The sequence below is a fragment of the Nonomuraea sp. NPDC049684 genome, from assembly GCF_044465345.1.
Classification (GTDB): Bacteria; Actinomycetota; Actinomycetes; order Streptosporangiales; family Streptosporangiaceae; genus Nonomuraea.
Window position 1 is genome coordinate 186,513 of record NZ_JBITLO010000014.1, and the last position, 17,700, is coordinate 204,212.

16 protein-coding genes are annotated in these 17,700 nt (G+C 71.7%); 6 read left to right on the forward strand and 10 right to left on the reverse strand.

Annotated features, from left to right (window positions below; all coding sequences use genetic code 11):
• Window positions 1-17 precede the first annotated feature (17 nt).
• Both ACIBST_RS36225 and ACIBST_RS36230 read right to left on the reverse strand, forming a co-directional pair.
• Complete coding sequence (locus ACIBST_RS36225; RefSeq protein ID WP_397178084.1) at window positions 18-875, reverse strand: alpha/beta fold hydrolase; 858 nt, start codon at window positions 873-875, stop codon at window positions 18-20.
• A gap of 150 nt (window positions 876-1,025) precedes the next feature.
• A complete protein-coding gene (locus tag ACIBST_RS36230; RefSeq protein ID WP_397178085.1) occupies window positions 1,026-1,430 on the reverse strand; it encodes an ester cyclase in 405 nt (134 codons plus the stop codon).
• A gap of 48 nt (window positions 1,431-1,478) precedes the next feature.
• On the opposite strand from ACIBST_RS36230, the gene ACIBST_RS36235 reads away from it, so the two are divergent.
• A complete protein-coding gene (locus tag ACIBST_RS36235) occupies window positions 1,479-2,120 on the forward strand; it encodes a TetR/AcrR family transcriptional regulator C-terminal domain-containing protein (RefSeq protein ID WP_397178086.1) in 642 nt (213 codons plus the stop codon).
• On the opposite strand, the gene ACIBST_RS36240 is transcribed toward ACIBST_RS36235, so the two are convergent.
• Window positions 2,050-2,736 carry a TetR/AcrR family transcriptional regulator C-terminal domain-containing protein gene (locus ACIBST_RS36240; RefSeq protein WP_397178087.1) on the reverse strand — a complete coding sequence of 229 codons (687 nt, stop codon included), beginning with the start codon at window positions 2,734-2,736 and terminating at the stop codon, window positions 2,050-2,052. The genes ACIBST_RS36235 and ACIBST_RS36240 overlap by 71 nt on opposite strands.
• A gap of 50 nt (window positions 2,737-2,786) precedes the next feature.
• Here ACIBST_RS36240 and ACIBST_RS36245 point away from each other — a divergent pair, with 50 nt between their 5' ends.
• Window positions 2,787-4,268: an FAD-dependent oxidoreductase gene (locus ACIBST_RS36245; protein WP_397178088.1), complete on the forward strand. Its 1,482-nt coding sequence runs from the start codon at window positions 2,787-2,789 to the stop codon at window positions 4,266-4,268.
• On the opposite strand, the gene ACIBST_RS36250 is transcribed toward ACIBST_RS36245, so the two are convergent.
• Window positions 4,243-5,496, reverse strand: coding sequence for a cytochrome P450 (locus ACIBST_RS36250; RefSeq protein WP_397178089.1), 1,254 nt, complete (start codon window positions 5,494-5,496; stop codon window positions 4,243-4,245). The genes ACIBST_RS36245 and ACIBST_RS36250 overlap by 26 nt on opposite strands.
• 61 nt (window positions 5,497-5,557) lie before the next feature.
• Window positions 5,558-7,102: a GMC family oxidoreductase gene (locus tag ACIBST_RS36255; protein WP_397178090.1), complete on the reverse strand. Its 1,545-nt coding sequence runs from the start codon at window positions 7,100-7,102 to the stop codon at window positions 5,558-5,560.
• 197 nt (window positions 7,103-7,299) lie between these two features.
• On the opposite strand from ACIBST_RS36255, the gene ACIBST_RS36260 reads away from it, so the two are divergent.
• From ACIBST_RS36260 to ACIBST_RS36270, 3 genes are read left to right on the forward strand one after another with little or no spacing between them, the layout of a single operon-like run.
• Window positions 7,300-8,835, forward strand: coding sequence for a long-chain fatty acid--CoA ligase (locus tag ACIBST_RS36260; RefSeq protein ID WP_397178091.1), 1,536 nt, complete (start codon window positions 7,300-7,302; stop codon window positions 8,833-8,835).
• 50 nt (window positions 8,836-8,885) lie between these two features.
• A complete protein-coding gene (locus ACIBST_RS36265; RefSeq protein ID WP_397178092.1) occupies window positions 8,886-9,536 on the forward strand; it encodes an HAD family hydrolase in 651 nt (216 codons plus the stop codon).
• A gap of 9 nt (window positions 9,537-9,545) precedes the next feature.
• On the forward strand, window positions 9,546-10,514 hold the full coding sequence (locus ACIBST_RS36270; RefSeq protein ID WP_397178093.1) for a phosphotransferase: 969 nt from the start codon (window positions 9,546-9,548) through the stop codon (window positions 10,512-10,514).
• A 13-nt stretch (window positions 10,515-10,527) separates the two neighbouring features.
• On the opposite strand, the gene ACIBST_RS36275 is transcribed toward ACIBST_RS36270, so the two are convergent.
• From ACIBST_RS36275 to ACIBST_RS36295, 5 genes are all read right to left on the reverse strand, one after another.
• Window positions 10,528-10,890: a DUF488 domain-containing protein gene (locus ACIBST_RS36275; RefSeq protein WP_397178094.1), complete on the reverse strand. Its 363-nt coding sequence runs from the start codon at window positions 10,888-10,890 to the stop codon at window positions 10,528-10,530.
• A 206-nt stretch (window positions 10,891-11,096) separates the two neighbouring features.
• A complete protein-coding gene (locus tag ACIBST_RS36280) occupies window positions 11,097-12,356 on the reverse strand; it encodes a class I SAM-dependent methyltransferase (RefSeq protein ID WP_397178095.1) in 1,260 nt (419 codons plus the stop codon).
• Window positions 12,357-12,358: 2 nt separating this feature from the next.
• Entirely contained in the window at window positions 12,359-13,708 is a 1,350-nt protein-coding gene (locus ACIBST_RS36285; RefSeq protein WP_397178096.1) for an FAD-binding oxidoreductase, read from the reverse strand.
• A gap of 130 nt (window positions 13,709-13,838) precedes the next feature.
• Complete coding sequence (locus ACIBST_RS36290; protein WP_397178097.1) at window positions 13,839-14,822, reverse strand: NAD(P)-dependent oxidoreductase; 984 nt, start codon at window positions 14,820-14,822, stop codon at window positions 13,839-13,841.
• Window positions 14,819-16,357, reverse strand: a complete 1,539-nt coding sequence (locus ACIBST_RS36295) for a protein kinase (RefSeq protein ID WP_397178098.1) — start codon at window positions 16,355-16,357, stop codon at window positions 14,819-14,821. The genes ACIBST_RS36290 and ACIBST_RS36295 overlap by 4 nt, the downstream gene beginning before the upstream one ends.
• Window positions 16,358-16,578: 221 nt before the next feature.
• On the opposite strand from ACIBST_RS36295, the gene ACIBST_RS36300 reads away from it, so the two are divergent.
• The gene (locus tag ACIBST_RS36300; RefSeq protein WP_397178099.1) at window positions 16,579-17,700 is read left to right on the forward strand and encodes a CaiB/BaiF CoA transferase family protein; all 1,122 of its coding nucleotides are present in this window, start codon (window positions 16,579-16,581) and stop codon (window positions 17,698-17,700) included.

Consider the following 17,700-nt stretch of genomic DNA (forward strand, 5'->3'; position numbering starts at 1 on the left):
CACCGTGATCGATGCGGTCAGGTGGCGGGGCCGAGCCAGTCGAGGATGAGGCGGTTGACCTCCGCGGGTCGCTCCAGGTGCAGGAAGTGGCCCGCGTCCGCCACCAGCTCGACCCGCGACCCCGGCGGCAGGCTGCCGGCCGCGTCCTTGGCCATCTCCGCGCCCATGCACCCGTCCCGCTCGCCGTGCAGGTACAGGACCGGGCCCGCGGTGGCGGGGTCGACGTCCGGGTAACGGCCCGAGGGGGGCGTGGTGCCGAGCGCGGCGCGGTAGTACCCGATGGCCGCCGCCATGTTGGCGGGCTCCCCCAGGCTGCGCCGGACGAACGCCAGGTCCTCGGCCGGGTCGTGGCCGGGCGACCAGTCCCGCCACAGCCGGTCGAGGAAGGCCGGGTCGGCGGCGGCCGGCTCGGCCAGCACGGTCTGGAACAGGAAGATGTAGAACGACCGCTTGAGCTGCTCGTACGCCAGCAGCCCGGGAAGCTGCGCACCCGGCGGCGGCACCGCGAGCGCGACCGCCCGGCGGAAGCGCCCGGCCAGGGCGTAGGCGGGGAAGGCCCCCCAGTCGTGCCCGACGATCACCGCGTTCTCGTCGCCGCCGAGCTCCTCGTGCAGCGCGCGCAGGTCGGCGACCAGGGCCGCCTCCTCGTACGCGCCGTCGGCCGGGATCTCGGTGGGCGCGTAGCCGCGGCTGAACGGCGCGACCGCGCGGTAGCCGCGTCCGGCCAGCTCGGGCATCAGGTGCCGCCAGGTGTGCGCGGTGTCGGGGAACCCGTGCAGGCACAACGCCAGCGGCCCCTCCCCCACGGTCAGATACGCGAACTCCACACCGTTGGCGTGGATCGTCCTGATCTCCATGACTGCGAAACCTAGCATTCGCCCCCTTCCGGGAGCACCACTGCGCAAGGGGCCCTTTCATCGTGAGGACCAGGCATGGTTCTCGCTCCCGCCTCACCGACCATCGTGCTCGCGGTGGTGGACCTGACCGCCGTGACGATCGCCCCGCCGTCCTGCCGGGCAGGCGAGTCAGTCGGTCTCCGGCCAGTCCCAGCCCAGCTGGAGGAACAGGCCCAGCCGGTCGCTGACCGCGCGGATCTCGCTGATCCGCCCCTCCCGCAGGGTGACCAGGAAGATCGCCTCGACCTCGAAGCTGCGCCCGGTGGGCGTGGGCATGCGCGGGTGGGTGCCGGAGTGCGTGCCGGTCATGCGGATCCGGGCGACCAGCTTGTCCCCCTCGGCGACGACCTCCTCGACCTCGATGTGGAACGGATCGAACGCGTCGAGCTGCATCCGGATGCCCTCGAAGGCGGCGCCGGGCTCGTCCGGCTCGCCAAAAATGATCTTGTTGTGGTCGACGACGTCGGGTGCCAGGTAAGCACCCAGATCGTCGAGGCGGCGTTCGTTGACGGCGGCGAAGAAGTCGGCGATCACGGTCAGACCCTCTCTCTTACGGTGTAAGACGGGAGTATCTTACGGTGTATGAGAGAGCGGATGTCAAGGGAGCGGGTGCTGGAGGCGGCGCTCGAACTCCTCGACCGCGAGGGCGCGGCCGGGCTGTCCATGCGCAAGCTGGGCAAGGAGCTGGGCGTCGAGGCGATGACGCTCTACTACTACGTGCCGAACAAGGACGCGGTCCTCGACGGGCTGGTCGAGCTGGTGCTCTCCCGCGTCACGATCGAGCCCTCCGGCGACTGGCGGGCCTGGATGCGGGCGTTCGCCGAGTCGATCAGGGCCGAGCTGCTACGGCATCCCGCGCTGATGCCGGTGGTCGCGATCCGGCCGGTGGCCACGCCCGGAGCCCTGGGCATGGTCGAAGGCGCCGCCGCCGCGCTGACCCGGGCGGGCTTCACCGCCAAGGAGGCGCTGCACGTCATCAACGCGGTGTCGACGTTCGTGATCGGGCACACCCTGGCCGAGGCGGGGCCGGACAGCCCGCGGCAGCCCGACCTGGACCTGGCGGACTATCCGGTGCTGGCGCGGGCGGTCGCCGACGGCCTCGGCACGCCGCAGGACCACCGGGAGCGCTTCGACCTGGCCGTGGCGGCGCTGCTCAGCGGGTTCGCTCCGCGAGCCCCCGAAGGAGGCACTCCAGCCCGAACTCGAACTGGTCGGCGAAGCTGAGGTCGTCGGCCTCCACCACCCGGCGGTTGAACTCCGGGTAGGCGCCGGTGGCCATCACCTGGCGGATGTAGGGGCCGATCGAGACCCGCCACTCCTGCTCCGACAGCCCGGTACGGCGCAGCGCCTCCTGCTCGGCCAGCTCCTTGGCCACCGCGCCGAGCACGTAGTCGCCGATCACCCCGATCACGGCGGCGGCCCGGGTGATGTCGGAGGTCAGCGGCCGGGCCGCGGACAGCGCGTGCTCCACCCGCCGCAGCGAGTTGGGCCCGAGCACCGGCCTGCTCGTCATCAGCGCGGCCAGCCACGGATGGCGCAGCAGGCCCGCGCGCTGGTCGCGGGCCACCCCGGCGAGATCGGCCCGCCAGTCCCCGGTGAGCGGGCCGGGCTCGCCCTCGCCCCACACCGCGTCGACCATGAGGTCGAGCAGCTCGTCGCGGTTCTCCAGGTAGCGGTAGAGCGAGGTGGTGCCCGACTTGACCTCGTTCGCCACCCGGCGCATGGACACCGCGCCGAGGCCCTCGGCGTCGGCCACCGCGATCGCGGCCCGCACGATCGCCTCGACGCTCAGGGCGTGACGCTTCGGCGCGTACGGCTCGCGACTCCACACCAGTGACATCCGGCTCCCCCCTCTGGCCTTCATCGTACGCCTGTGGCTACAGTGTTCCCATGACGGAAACAGTGTTCCCACACGGTGCCGACGTCCTGATCGTCGGCGGCGGCAGCGTCGGGCTGAGCGCGGCCGTGTTCCTCGCCCGCCACGGCGTGCCCGCCCTGGTCGTCGAGCGCGAGCCCGGCCCGCGGGCGCACCCCCGCGCCACCGGCATCGGCCCGCGCACGGTCGAGCTGCTCCGCGAGGCCGGTCTTGAACGGGCGGTGGACGAGGTGGCCATCGACATGACGAACGCGACCCTCGGCAAGATCACCGTTGACACGCTGGCCGGCGCCGACCTCGCCGCGATCGCGGCCGGCCTGCCCGCCCGGACGCGGATGTTCGACACGGCGGCCTACAGCCCGGCCCGGCTGCGCGGCATATGTCCGCAGAACCGGCTGGACCGGGTGCTGCTCGACGCCGCCCGCGAGCGCGGCGCGCACGTCGCGTACGACACCGAACTGCTCTCCCTGGAGCAGGACGCCGACGGCGTGACCGCGGTCGTGTCCCGCCCGGACGGGACCCGCACCCTGCGCGCCCGCTACGTGATCGCCGCGGACGGCGTGCGCAGCGGGGTGCGCGCGGCGCTCGGCATCGGCGTGACCGGCCCCGGCGCGCTCGGCCCCGAGCTGCACAACGTCATGTTCCACGCCGACCTGAGCCACCTGACCGACGGGTACGGCTTCGCGCTCGCCGAGATCACCACCCCCGACGCCCCCGGCATGCTCATGGCGATCGACGGCGAGAGCGAATGGGTCTTCCACACCGCCCAGGAACCGAGCCCCGACCTGATCAGGACCGCGATCGGCGACCCGGGGCTGAAGGTCGAGATCGTCAGTGTGCTCGGCTGGCGGGCCCGCGGCCAGGTGGCCGACCGGTTCGGCGAGGGGCGCGTCTTCCTGGCCGGCGACGCGGCGCACGCCGTGCCGCCGACCGGCGCGTTCGGGCTGAACACGGGCGTCGCCGACGCCCACAACCTGGCCTGGAAGCTGGCCCGCGTGCTGGCCGGCCGGTCGGCGCCCGCGCTGCTGGACACCTACCACGACGAGCGGCGGCCGGTCGCGCTGCTGGCGCTGGAGCAGTCGCGGCTGCGGATGCGTGACCTGCGAATGCACTTCGGCTCCGGCCCCGAGGCCGTCCGGCTCAGGGCGGCGGCGGGCGCGGTGAACGCCCCGATCGTGCACGTCGGCTACCGGTACGGCGGCGCCTCGGCGGTCGACGGCCTGCCCTCCACCGAGGACGTGACGCTCTGCCTCGACGGCTCGCCCGGCTCGCGGCTGCCGCACGTGTGGATCGGCGAGCGGTCCAGCCTCGACCTGGTCGGGCCCGATTTCAGCGTGTTCACCGGCGCGCCGGTGCCCGACCCGGGCGTCCCGGTGCACGTGGTGGACGGCTGGCCGTACGGGACCGTGCTGGTGCGGCCCGACGGGTTCGTGGCCTGGCGCGGCCCGGACGACGGCCTGGCCGAGGCGGTCAGAACGTGTACGGCAGGTGCTTGATGCCGTTGATGAAGTTCGACAGCAGGAAGTCGGGCTCGCCGGTCGTCCTGATGCCGGGCAGGCGGGTGAACAGCTCGCGGAACATCACGCTCATCTCCCGGCGTGCCAGGTGGGCGCCCAGGCAGTAGTGCGGCCCCGGGCCGCCGAAGCCGACGTGCGGGTTGGGGTCGCGGGTGATGTCGAAGACGTCCGGGTCGGTGAAGACGGACTCGTCGCGGTTGGCCGAGTTGTAGAAGAGCAGCACCTTGTCGCCCTTCTTGTACGGCACGCCGTTCATCTCGTGGTCCCGGGTCAGCGTGCGGCGGAACTGGATCACCGGGGTCGCGTAGCGCACGATCTCGTCGCACGCCCGGCCGACGCGCGCGTCGAAGTCGGCCAGCAGCAGGTCCCGCTGGCCGGGATGGTCGGTGAACAGCTTCAGCCCGTAGGCGATGGCGTTGCGGGTGGTCTCGCTGCCGGCCACCACCAGCAGGATGAAGAACGACCCCAGCTCCTGCGGGCTGAGCCGCTCCTCGCCGCCCACGAGCAGGCTGACCAGGTCACCGGTCGGGCGCTTGCGGCGCTCGTCGCCGAGGCGGGCGGCCATCCGGTTCAGCGAGTAGCCGGCGCGCAGCAGCTTGGCCAGGCCGCGGGCGACGTTGACGCGGCTGAAGCTCGGGTCGATGCCGGTGTACTCGGGGTCGGCGTTGCCGAGGATGACGTTGGTCCGCCGCAACACCAGGTCATGAAATTTCGGCGGAATCCCCATCATGTCGCAGATGACCCGTACCGGCAGCCGGGCGGCGACCTGCGCCACGAAGTCCCCCGGACCCTGCTCGATCGCCTCGTCCACGATCTCGGCGGCGGCCCTGGCCAGGTCCTCCTCCATCTTGGACAGGATGCGCGGGGTGAAGGCCCTGGAGACGATCCGGCGCAGGCGGGCGTGGCGCGGGTCGTCCATGTTGATCATCGAGCCGAAGTAGACGCTGAGCCAGCGCGGCATGTCGGGGATGCTGTTGGAGCACGGCTCGCTGCTGAAGACGGCCGCGTTCCTGCTGGCCTCGGTCACGTCGGCGTGGCGGACGAGGGCGTGGTAGCCGGGGCCGCCGCCGATGAACGGCACCCTCTGCTCCGGCACGAAGAGGGGCCGTTCGAGCCGGCGCAGGCGGCGGAAGGTCTCCATGCGGTCTTCCTGCGGCAGCCCCCAGAACGGTATCTGCGAGATGTCCAGATCCGCGGAGAGCGTCATACCGTACAAGCCTTGGGCAAGTGCTCACTTACGTCAAGGTCCGCCGCGTCGCGGCGCCCGGCTACCGGCTCCCCAGGATCAGCTCTGAGCCCTTCTCGCCGATCATGATCGCCGGGGCGTGCGTGTGGCCGCGGTTGAGCGTCGGCATGACGGACACGTCCACCACCCTGAGCCCGTCGAGGCCGCGCACCCGCAGCGACGGGTCCACGACCGACCCCTCGTCGACGCCCATCCGGCAGGTGCCGACCGGGTGATAGAGCGTCTCGCCGCGTTCGCGCACCCACTGGGCCAGCTCCTCGTCGCTCTCCGGCCCCCAGTACGGCGCCATCGGACCGCCCGCGTACCGCTTCATCGCGCTCGTCGCGAACACCTGCTTGGCCGTCTTCAGCCCGGCGACCAGGCGCTTGACGTCGGCCTCCGCGCTCAGGTAGCCGGGGTCGATCAGCACGTCGCGCCCGCTCAGCCCGACCCGGCCGCGGCTCTCCGGCTGCAGCAGCACGACCCCGACGGTCAGGCCGTGGCCGGTCGGCGGGGTGAGCCCGTGGTCGACGAACGGGCCGGGGGCGAAGACGAGCTCGATGTCGGGGGCGGGCTCCTCGGCCGAGGTCCTGACGAAGGCGACCGCCTCGCCGACGTTCGTGGTCAGCATGCCCGAGCGCAGCACGATGTAGCGCAGCAGGTTCACCAGGGACTCGGCCTTGGTCAGCGTCACCGGCTCCTTGCACTCGACGTACACGCCGGAGGCGAGGTGGTCCTGGAGGTTCTTGCCGACCTCGGGCAGCTCGCGCACGAGCGGCACCCCCGCGTCGCGCAGCTCGTCGGCCGCGCCCACCCCGGAGCGCATCAGCAGGTACGGCGAGCCGATCGCCCCCGCCGACAGGACGACCTCCTTGGCCGCTCTGACCAGGGTGCCGCCGCTGTGCTCGATGCCGACGGCCCGGTTGCCCTCGAACACCACGCGGTCCACGGTCGCGCCGGTGAGCACGGTGAGGTTCGGCCGGGCGGCGGCCGGGCGCAGGTAGGCGTCCGCGGCGCTCCATCTGCGGCCGCGGTTCTGGGTGACGGGGGTGGGGCAGTAGCCCTCGTTGGAGCGGCCGTTCAGCTCCGCCAGCCGGGTCAGGCCCAGCTCCTCGCAGGCCCGCAGGAAGGCCGCCGTGGTGACGTTGGGGCTGCGCAGCTCGGAGACGTAGAGCGGGCCGGAGGTGCCGTAGACGCCGCCGTGGTTGCTGCCGACGCGCTGCTCGGCCCTGGTGAAGTATGGCAGGACCTCCTCGTACGTCCAGCCGGGCACCCCCCACTGGTCGTAGTCCTCCTGGCAGCCGCGCACCCACATCTGCGCGTTGAGCGAGGACGAGCCGCCGATCACCCGGCCGCGCGGCCAGTAGAGCTCGCGGCCGGACATCTCGCCCTGCTTGGCCGTCGTGAAGTTCCAGTCGTAGTCGGTCTTGAACAGCTTGGCGAAGCCCGCGGGCATGCGGATCTCCAGCTTGTCGTCATGCCCGCCCGCCTCGACCAGCGCCACCGACACCGACGGGTCCGCCGACAGCCGGTTGGCCAGCACGCACCCGGCGGACCCCGCTCCGACGATCACGTAGTCGTACTGCATGAGCACTCCAGGGGGCTAAGTAACCTGTCACTTGCTTACTCCAGGTGAGCTGGCGCGTCCATATGCATCTGTAACCTCTGTTACCTACTGCGGCCCGCGTTCAGCGGGCCGCAGCAGGGCCGAATGAAATTCGCCCTACCGGTCGGTATGTGGGGCTGCCAAGATGGGGCAAGCGCGTACAGAGGAGGAAGGCGTTCATGCTCAACTTGTCGGTCGTCCTGGAGGACAGCGCCAGAAACAACCCCGACGGCACGGCGATCGTCTTCGGCGACATGCGCCTGCCGTACGGCATGATCGACACTGTCGCCCGCCAGGTGGCGAACCTGCTGGTGTCGCGCGGCATCGGCAAGGGCGACAAGGTGGCGCTGGCCTGTCCCAACCTGCCGTACTTCCCGTTCGTCTACTTCGGCATCCTCAAGGCCGGCGCCACGGTGGTGCCGCTGAACGTGCTGCTGCAGGGCCGCGAGATCGCCTACCACCTCGACGACAGCGACGCCAAGGCGCTGTTCTGCTTCGAGGGCTCGCCGGAGCTGCCGCTGGGCGAGCGCGGCAAGGCCGGCTTCGAGGCCGCGGACGGCTGCGAGCACTTCTTCGTGCTGCCCGCCACCCCGCTGGCCACCGAGTCCCCGTACGGCGAGACGGTGTGGGCGGCGCTCAACGGCGTGCCGGCCGACTTCGAGACGGTGCAGACCGACCCCGAGGACACCGCCGTGATCCTCTACACCTCGGGCACCACGGGCCAGCCCAAGGGGGCCGAGCTCAGCCACCAGAACATGCTGATGAACGCCCTGATCAGCGACCGGATGTTCCCGCGCAGCGAGGGCGGCGACACCTACCTCGCGGTGCTGCCGCTGTTCCACTCCTTCGGCCAGACGACCGTCATGAACACCGCCTTCATGCGCGGCGCGACGGTCGTGCTGATGCCGCGCTTCGAGCCGGGCGAGGCCCTGGAGCTCATGCGCAGGGAGAACGTGACGACCTTCGCCGGCGTCCCGACGATGTACTGGGGCATGCTCACGAAGATCCACGCCGACGGCGTCGAGGTGCCGCGCAGCCTGAAGGTGGCCGTGGCCGGCGGCGCGTCCTCGCCGGTGGAGGTGCTGAAGGACTTCGAGCAGACCTTCGGCATCGGCATCCTGGAGGGGTACGGCCTGTCCGAGACCTCCCCCGTGGCCAGCTTCAACCAGCTCGGACGGCCCACCAAGCCCGGCACGATCGGCACGCCCATCTGGGGCGTGGAGATGAAGCTGATCGAGGGCGACTGGAAGACGGTCGAGGGCGAGGGCCCCGGCGAGATCGCCATCCGCGGCCACAACGTCATGAAGGGCTACTACGGCCGCCCCGAGGCGACCGCCGAGGTGCTCAAGGACGGCTGGTTCCGCACCGGCGACATCGCCACCCGCGACGCCGACGGCTACTACGCCATCATCGACCGGGCCAAGGACATGATCATCCGGGGCGGCTTCAACGTCTACCCGCGCGAGCTGGAGGAGGTGCTCATGACCCACGAGGCGGTGTCGCTGGCGGCGGTCGTGGGCGTCCCGCACGAGTCGCACGGCGAGGAGGTCAAGGCGTACGTCATCCGCACGCCCGGCTCGTCGGTCACCGAGGACGAGCTGATCGCCTGGGCCAAGGAGAACATGGCGGCCTACAAGTACCCGAGGATCGTCGAGTTCCGCGACGCCCTGCCGATGACGGCCACGGGCAAGATCCTCAAGCGCGAGCTTCGCTGACCGGCCGCGGCGCGGGCTCCGGCCCGCGCCTTCCCGACGACCGCCCGCTCGTGCTGTTCGACCTGGACAACACGCTGATCGACCGGCTGGCCGCGTTCCGGCTGTGGGCGGCCGAGTTCGCCGAGGTCCGCGGCCTGGGCCCGGACGCCGCGGACTGGCTGGTACGGCTGGACGCCGACGGCTCCGTGCCGATGGACGCCTTCTTCGCCCGCGTACGTGAGCGCTTCGCGCTGACCGAGCCTGTCGAGGAGCTGTGGCGGGCCTACCGGGCCAGGCTGCCGTGGCTGGTGGAGTGCCGTGCCGAGGTGCTGGCGGGGCTCGACCGGCTGCGGGCGGCGGGCTGGGCGGTCGGGATCGTGACGAACGGGATGGCCGACAACCAGACGGGCAAGATCCGGCGTACCGGGCTGGCCGAGCGGGTGGACGGATGGGCGATCTCCGGCGCGGAGGGCGTGTGCAAACCCGGCGAGCGGCTGTTCCGGATCGCCGCCGACCGGTGCGGAGCCGTCCCGGCGGGCGGATGGATGGTGGGCGACGATCCCGACAAGGACATCGCGGGCGGACGCGCGGCCGGTCTGCGAACGATCTGGATCGACCGCGGGACCGGGGCGGCGGCTCCCCCGGCGGACCTCACGGTGAACGACGTGCTCGCGGCCGTGGAGCTGTTAATCCGGATGCCCGGCGGCGGGAGCGGCCGCTAGTGTGACCGGATGCGTGACAGACCCGCGGATCTGGACGAATCGCTGCTGGCGCCCGCCCTGGAGGCGTGGGGGATCAAGGCCGTCGAGCTGGCGTACGCGCCGGTGGGCTTCGGCGACCACCACTGGATCGCGACCGGCGCCGACGGACGGCGCTGGTTCCTCACCGCCGCCACCCTCCCCCACGGGGCTGCGCGGGCGGCGTTCGGGGACTTGGGGCGGGCGCTGGAGACGGCGGCGGCGCTGTCGGCGTCCCTGAGCTTCGTGGTCGCGCCCGTGCCGGACCTCGACGGCGGCGCGCTGCTCCGCCCGCTGGCCCCGCGGTACGCGCTGAGCGTCTTCCCGTTCGTCGACGGCGTCACCGGCGGCTTCGACGACGAGCCGGCCGAGCACGACCGTGCCCAGGTCATCGACCTGCTGGCCGAGCTGCACGCCACAACACCGCCCCCGTCGACGCCGTCCCGCCCGCTGCAGCCGGCCGGACGGGCGGCGCTGGAGCGGGCCCTGGCCGAGACCGGCCGCCCGTGGACCGGCGGCCCGTACGCCGAACAGGCCCGGACGCTGCTCGACCGGCACGCCGGAACCCTGGACGCCCGGCTGCGCGACTTCGACCGCGGCTGCCGCGACCTCGGCCCGCCCGTCGTCACCCACGGCGAACCCCACCCCGGCAACCTGCTCCGGCACGAGGGCCGCTGCCTGCTGATCGACTGGGACACCGTCGGCCTGGCCGTGCCGGAACGCGACCTGTGGCTGGTCGCCAGGACCCCCGGCGACCTGGCCAGGTACGCGGCCGCCGCCGGCCGCACGCCCGACCCCGCCGCGCTGGCCCTCTACCGGCTGCGCTGGAGCCTCGACGACGTGGCCGCGTACGTCGCACTGTTCCGCGCCCCGCACGGCCGCACCCGCGACACCGACCTGAGCCTGCACTTCCTCACCCGCACGCTCGACGGCCTGGCCGCCGGCGGGCCCTTCGCCCGCTGAGCGTTCGCGGGGGTCAGGCGTTGAGCAGTTCGGCGAGCACCGCGGCCTCGCTGATCTCGGGCTGCCTGGTGGCGGTGAGCAGGGTCAGCGGGCCCTTCCCGGCGAGCTCGCGCAGGTGGGCCACCGCCTCGGCCCGCTCCGGCTCGGCCAGCTCGTCCCGGTAGCGGTGGCCGAACTCCGCGAACCGGTCGGGGTCGTGCTTGTACCAGGTGCGCAGCTCGGTGGAGGGAGCGACCTGTTTGCACCATTCGTCGAGGTGGGCGTCGGCCTTGGCCAGCCCGCGCGGCCACAGCCGGTCGACCAGCACCCGGGCGCCGTCGTCCGGCGCGGGCTCCTCGTAGACCCGGCGCACCCGGACCTTGTTCCCAGCCGTCACCGTCCGCCCCTCCCTCTCGACCGTGAGACCACGCTACGCCGGGCGATGCCAAGCGCCGTTCAGGGACCCGGCCGGGGGGCGTCTAGGATCCGGGACGTGTACGAGCCGATCCCCGACGCGCTGCTGCCCGTGCTCCGCGACCTGCGCGCCACCTGCGGGGTGCGGACGAGCCCGTCAGGAGAGGGCGGCGGGCCCTCTCCTGAGCGTCACGGCCAGTTGACCGCCGGGCGGAGCTGCACGCCGGACCGGCCGTCGTCGTCGAGCTTGACGCCCAGCACCTGGTGCAGCTGGACCTTGTTGCGCTCGAAGCCCACGATGCAGCCCGCCATGTACAGGGCCCACACCCTGGCCGTGCCCATCCCGACCTCCTGGACGGCCTCGTCCCAGTTGGCGTCGAGGTTGTCGCACCAGTGGCGCAGGGTCTTGGCGTAGTGCTCGCGCAGGTTCTCCTCGTGGCGGATCTCGAAGCCGATGTCCTCCATCTGCCTGATCAGCCAGCCCACCGACTCCAGCTCGCCGTCGGGGAAGACGTAGCGGTTGATGAAACCGCCCTTGTTGAACGTCTTCTCCTTGCCCGTCGGACGGGTGATGCAGTGGTTGAGCAGCCGGCCGCCGGGCTTGAGCTTGCCGTAGAGGAACTCGAAGTACGACGGGACGTTGTCCTTGCCGATGTGCTCGGTCAGGCCGATGGAGCTGACCGCGTCGAAGCCGGTCTCCCGCACGTCGCGGTAGTCCATGAAGCGCACCTCGGCGAGGTCCTGGAGGCCCGCGTCGGCGATCGCCTTCTGGGCCCACTCGGCCTGCTGACGGCTCAGCGTCACGCCCAGCGCCTTGACGCCGTAGTGCTTGGCAGCGTGGATGACCATGCCGCCCCAGCCGCAGCCGACGTCGAGCAGGCGCATGCCCGGCTTGAGGTCGAGCTTCCTGGCCACCAGGTCGAACTTCGTGTACTGGGCCTCCTCCAGCGTCGCGCCCTCCTCGGGGAAGGTCGCGCACGTGTAGGCCATGGACGGCCCCAGCACCCACCGGTAGAACCGGTTGGACACGTCGTAGTGGTGGTGGATCGCCTCGGCGTCACGCTGCTTGGCGTGCCGCGAGCCGAGCCGGGCCAGGGCGCTCTGGCGCACCTCCTGCGGGGGCGGCGGCACCCGCATGAGCAGCGGCTTGACGCCCAGCGACCGTACGGCGGCGAGCTTCTCGCCCGCGGTCAGGTCGTTGGTGGTGATGTTCCACATGCGGTCGAGCAGGGTGTAAAGGTCGCCGTGCACGTCGATGTGGCCCGAGATGTACGCCCTGGCCAGGCCCAGTTCCCCGGGGGCCTGCGCCAGGTAGGCCACCGCGATGGGCGACTTGACCTCAAGACCGAGGTCGGCGCCGTCGGGACCGGCCTTGCTGCCGTCGTAGGCCATGAACGAGATGTTCGCGTCAGAGCCGACGATCTTCTCAAAGATGCTTGCGAGAGCCATGCTCACCTTCCCCGTACACACTTTTCGTACAGGTCCAGCAGGCGACCGTTCGGGTCGTATTCCCGCTTGACCGGCCAATAAGCATCACCGTTGTACAGCTCCCAGAACTGCTCACGGGCGTAGAAGGAGGTCGAGTAGAGCGACTTGTGGCCGTCCAGCTCGTGTACCGAGTCCTCGATGAGCCTGTTGTAGTAGCCGTCGAACTGGCCGCGCGGCAGCGGGACCATGCCCCAGAAGCCGAAGTTGACGTAGAGCTTCCCCGGCTCCAGCGGGTACAGCGGCCATTGGGAGCTCGCCCGCAGCGGGCACATCCAGACGGGGGTCATGCCCACCTTGTCGTGGAAGAACTCCAGGAACTGCGCGCCGCGCTCGATCGGCACCTCGACGTCCTGGATGACCGACTCCTGGACGGGCTGGTCGCGCCAGCGGTCGATGCGGGCGGTCAGGCCGGTCCGCCGGTCGAGGGCGACGAGCTTGCGGTAGACGTCGGAGCGCATCCAGCGGCGCGGCATCAGCGAGCGGACCACCGGCTGCTGCACGCCGAACGCCCGCGAGCACCAGAACCAGTCGGTGTCCCAGCGCCACAGGTAGTCGTGGATGCTCAGCCAGTCGCGGCTGCGCTGCCTGATCGACTGGTAGTAGATGCGCATGCCGGTGTAGTCGGAGACGTAGGGCGCGCGGTCGGCGAAGCGGCCGAGCGTGATGTACATCTCCTCCGGGTCGAAGAAGACGCCGTCCACGAAGTCGACCTGCTCGCCGTCGTGCACCATGCTGTCGCAGATCTCCTGCATGGCGAGCATGCACTTGGCCGCGTCGGTGAACCTGATGTGCGTCAGGTGCACGTACGGCTGGACCTTGCGGAGCTTGATCCGGATGCGCAGGGCGTAGCCGAGCGTGCCGTAGGAGTTGGGGAAGGCGCGGAACAGATCCTGGTGCTCGTTGTCGTCACGGGCCACGATGATGCGGCCGTCGCCGGTGAGGATCTCCAGCTCCTCCACCGACTCGTGCGGCAGGCCGTCCCGGAAGCTGGTCGACTCGATGCCGAGGCCGGTGACGGCGCCGCCGAGCGTGATCGTCTTGAGCTGCGGCACCACGTACGGCATGAGCCCGTGCGGCAGCGTGGCCTCGACGAGGTGCTCGTACGTGGTCATGCCCTGGACCTCGGCCGTCATCGTCGCCGGGTCCACGCTGATGACCTCGTCGAGGTCTCTGGCCGACAGCTTGGCCGTCCTGCCTCCGTCACGGAACCTGAACAGGTTGGACGTGGACTTGGCCAACCGGGGAGCGGCGTCGCCGGGGATCTCGGCGTAGGACTGCCGGATCTGCTCTACTGCCCGTTGGTGTGTCGACATCGTCGTCGTCACGGAAGCACCCCCTTGAGCTGGTAGAGATCGTCCGTAAGACCGTATCTCCCGCGGCCCGGCTCGAACAGACCGGGGTCGTTAAAGACACGAAAACTGTTCATCGTGCCAGGTGAAACGCCTATATGGCAGGCAAATGCGGAAATCTACGTCGGACCTGGGGTGAGACACCATTGAGCACGGCACGCACCTCTCGTCCCTCCAGTGCCGCCGTGAGGTTGTCCAGCACGGCCGTGAGCAGGCGCGTCGTCGCCTCAGGCGTCACCCCGGCGGCGTGCGGGGACAGCAGCACGTCCGGCAGATCGCGCAGCGGGTCGCCGGCGGGCAGCGGCTCGGTGTCGAACACGTCGAGCGCGGCCCCGCCGAGGTGCCCGTCACGCAGCGCGGCGACCAGCGCCGCCTGGTCGACGACGCCGCCCCTGGCCGCGTTGACCAGCAGCGCGCCCTGCTTCATGCGGCGCGGGTCGATCAGCCCGCGGGTCTCCTCCGACAGCGCGATCACCACGACCAGCACGTCGCTGCCGGCCACCAGCGTCTCCAGGTCGGCGCGGCCGGGCGCCTGCCGCGGGGACCTGGTCCAGTAGGAGACCTCGCAGCCCAGGGCGCCGAACAGGCGCACGCAGTTCTCGCCGATCGGGCCGTACCCGACGACGCCGACCCGGCGGCCGCTCAGCTCGCGCGGGCGCAGGCCCTGCTGCGGCCACTCCCCCGCGCGGACGGCGGCGTCGGCGGCCCCCAGCCGCCTCGACAGCGACAGCGTGGCGGCCAGGCACCACTCCGACACCGCGACGGCGCTGACGCCCGGCGTGTTGGCCAGCGGCACCCCGGCCTCGGCCAGGGCGGCCAGGTCGTGGCCGTCGACGCCCACCGACGGCTGCTGCACGAAGGCCAGCGCGGGCGCGTGCTTGACCGCCTCGGCGTCGAGCACGAGCGTGGAGGTCCAGTCGCCGAGCACGATCTCGGCCCCGGGCAGCGCGGCCAGCAGCCCGGCCCGGTCGCGGGTGGCGGGCACGCGGACCGTCACCCGGTCGCCGAGCGGGGCGAGCAGGCCGCGCGTCGCCTCCTCGGGGAGCGGCGGCAGGGCGAGCAGGTTCCAGGGGCTCATGCCTTCACAGTAAAGCTGTCGATCACCTGTCGCATCAGTCCCCTGTTGCGCAGCCACTGGTCCTGGGCGACGGTCCAGGACAGGATGTAGGCCGTCTCGCCGGACACCACCGCGCGGCGCACCTCGTGGTAGGTCATGCCCGGCCTGATCCAGCGGGTGCCGGCGGCGCTGGCGGCGGTCCAGGAGAACTCCCACTCGACCGCCTTGACGCCCCGGTGCTCGACCACGCGGCGGCCGCGGCTGATCACCTCCTGGCCCTGCTGCCGCAGCGTCTCCTCCGAGTCGCGCAGGATCTGGTTGGCGTCGAGGCTGGAGTACAGGGCCTCCACGCCGAGGTGGGCGTTGCCGTCGCGGCGCGTCCACTCGGTGACGGACTCGCGCAGCGCGCCCCGCCAGCCGATCGGGCGCAGGATCGACCAGCCCTCCCGCGAGGTCCACGCCCGTACGAGCGGGCGCACCCGCCGCACGGTCGGCGTGGGGGTCGCCGACGGGGTCCGGCTCGTCGTGGGCTGCTGCGAGGGGGACGGGCTCAGCGGGCTGGCCGCGGCGGCCGGCTGGGCGGTGCGCGGGGCGCCCTCGGCGGGCGTGGCGAGCTTGAAGTAGGCGACCGCGCCGCCCGCGACGACCACGACGGCGGCGGCGGCCACGGCCAGCACGGCCCGCCCGCGCCCGCTGCCCGGCTTCTTCTCCGGCAGGTCGGTGTAGGCGGGCTTGGCCGCCACCTCGATGGCCGCGAGCAGCCGGTCGGCCTCCTCGGCGTCCACCCGGTCGGCGGGCTCCTTGCGCAGCAGGCCCTTCAGGATCGGATGCATGATCGGCGGGATGCGCCGGTAGTCGGGCTCCTCGTTGAGCAGCGCGTTGATCGTCGCCATGGCCTCGCCGCGGTCGAAGGGCGAGCGGCCGACCATCGCGGCGAACAGCGTCGCGCCGAGCGACCACAGGTCGGAGGGCGGTCCCGCCTCGTCCGCGCGCACCCGTTCGGGGGCCAGGAAGCTGGGCGAGCCGGTCACCATGCCCGTCCTGGTCAGCGAGGCGTCGCCCTCGACCGTGGCGATGCCGAAGTCCATCAGCACCGCGCGGCCGTCGTCGGCGAGCAGGATGTTGGCGGGCTTGACGTCTCTGTGCAGGATCCCGGCCTCGTGGGCGGCCCTGAGCGCCGACAGCACCTGGCGGCCCACGTCGGCCGCCTGCCGTACGGGCAGGGCCCCCGAGGTGGCCACGACCTCTTCGAGCGAGGGATGTGCGACCAGCTCCATGACGATCCAGGGCCGGCCGCCCTCCTCGACCACGTCGTAGACCGCGACCACGGAGGGGTGGTTGAGCTTGGCCGCCGTACGGGCCTCGCGGGCCGTGCGCATGAGGTGGCGCTCCTGCTCGCCCGGCGACAGCCCCTCGGGCAGCAGCACCTCCTTGATGGCCACCTGCCGGTTGAGCAGCGTGTCGTAGCCCTCCCAGACGACGCCCATACCCCCGCGGCCCAGTTCGCGCAGTAACTGGTAGCGCCTGGCGACAAGCCGGTTGCTCTCCGAAACCATGTCCTACCCCTGTAGCGGCGCGAGCGCCTGCTGCAGACAGCCGCTGGACGCCGGCGATCTGTAGACCACCCGAACAGTGGGCAAGTTTCCCATACCTCCCACGAGTTCGCGGGAAGGACGCAAAAGGCCGCTTGCCACGACTTGCCGAATGTTGTTCTACTGAGGCAGGTTCGGAGCCCGGCAGCCGATCGTTTGCCGGTGCGACTGTCGAGGAGATGTCCATGTCGAAGGGTAGTGGCGGCCCGCTGGCCGGAGTGCGCGTGCTGGAGCTCGCGGGGCTGGCCCCCGGGCCGTTCGCCGGGATGATGCTGGCCGACCACGGCGCCGAGGTGCTGCGGGTCGACCGGGTGCAGGCCGTCTCCGACCGACCTCGTACGGACGTCATGGACCGCGGCAAGCAGACGATCGGCCTGGACCTGAAGTCACCCGAGGGCGTGGCCGCCTTCAAGGAGCTGGCCCGCAACGCCGACGCGGTGATCGAGGTCTTCCGTCCCGGCGTCGCCGAACGGCTCGGCATCGGCCCCGCCGACCTGCACGCGGTGAACGAGCGGCTGGTCTACGGCCGGATGACCGGCTGGGGCCAGGACGGCCCGCTCGCCCCCACCGCCGGCCACGACATAGACTACATCGCGATCTCCGGCGTGCTGTCGATGCTCGGCCGCGAGGGCGGCAAGCCCACCCCGCCGATCAACATCCTCGGCGACTTCGCCGGCGGCGGCCTCATGCTCGCCTACGGCGTGCTGCTGGCCCTGTTCGAACGCGAGCGCACCGGCAAGGGCCGGGTGATCGACGCCGCCATGGTGGACGGCGCCGCCCTGCTGTTCTCGATGTTCTACCAGGCCGCCCAGAGCGGCTTCTGGGGCCCGCGGGGCACCAACCTGCTCGACACCGGCGCCCCCCAGTACGACACCTACGAGACCGCCGACGGCGGCTTCCTGGCCGTCGGCTCGCTCGAACCGCAGTTCTGGGACGCCATGGTGAACCTGATGGGCCTGACCGGCCTGCCCGACCGCAACGACAGGACGCAGTGGCCCGCGCTCAAGGCCCGGCTGGCCGAGGAGTTCGCCAAGCGCACCCGTGCCGAGTGGGAGGCCCTGTTCGAGGGCTCGGACGCCTGCGTCTCGCCCGTCCTGTCCATGGCCGAGGCCGCGCGGCACCCGCACAACGTCGCCCGGGGCACGTTCGCCGAGGTCGGCGGCGTGACCCAGCCGGCGCCCGCGCCGCGCCTGCTCGGCGCGCCGGCCCCGGACCTGTCGCCCGCCACCCGCCTCACGGACCTGTCCGCGTGGGGGCTGCCGGCGGCGGAGGCGGAGAAGCTGCGGGAGCAGGGCGTGCTGGCCTGA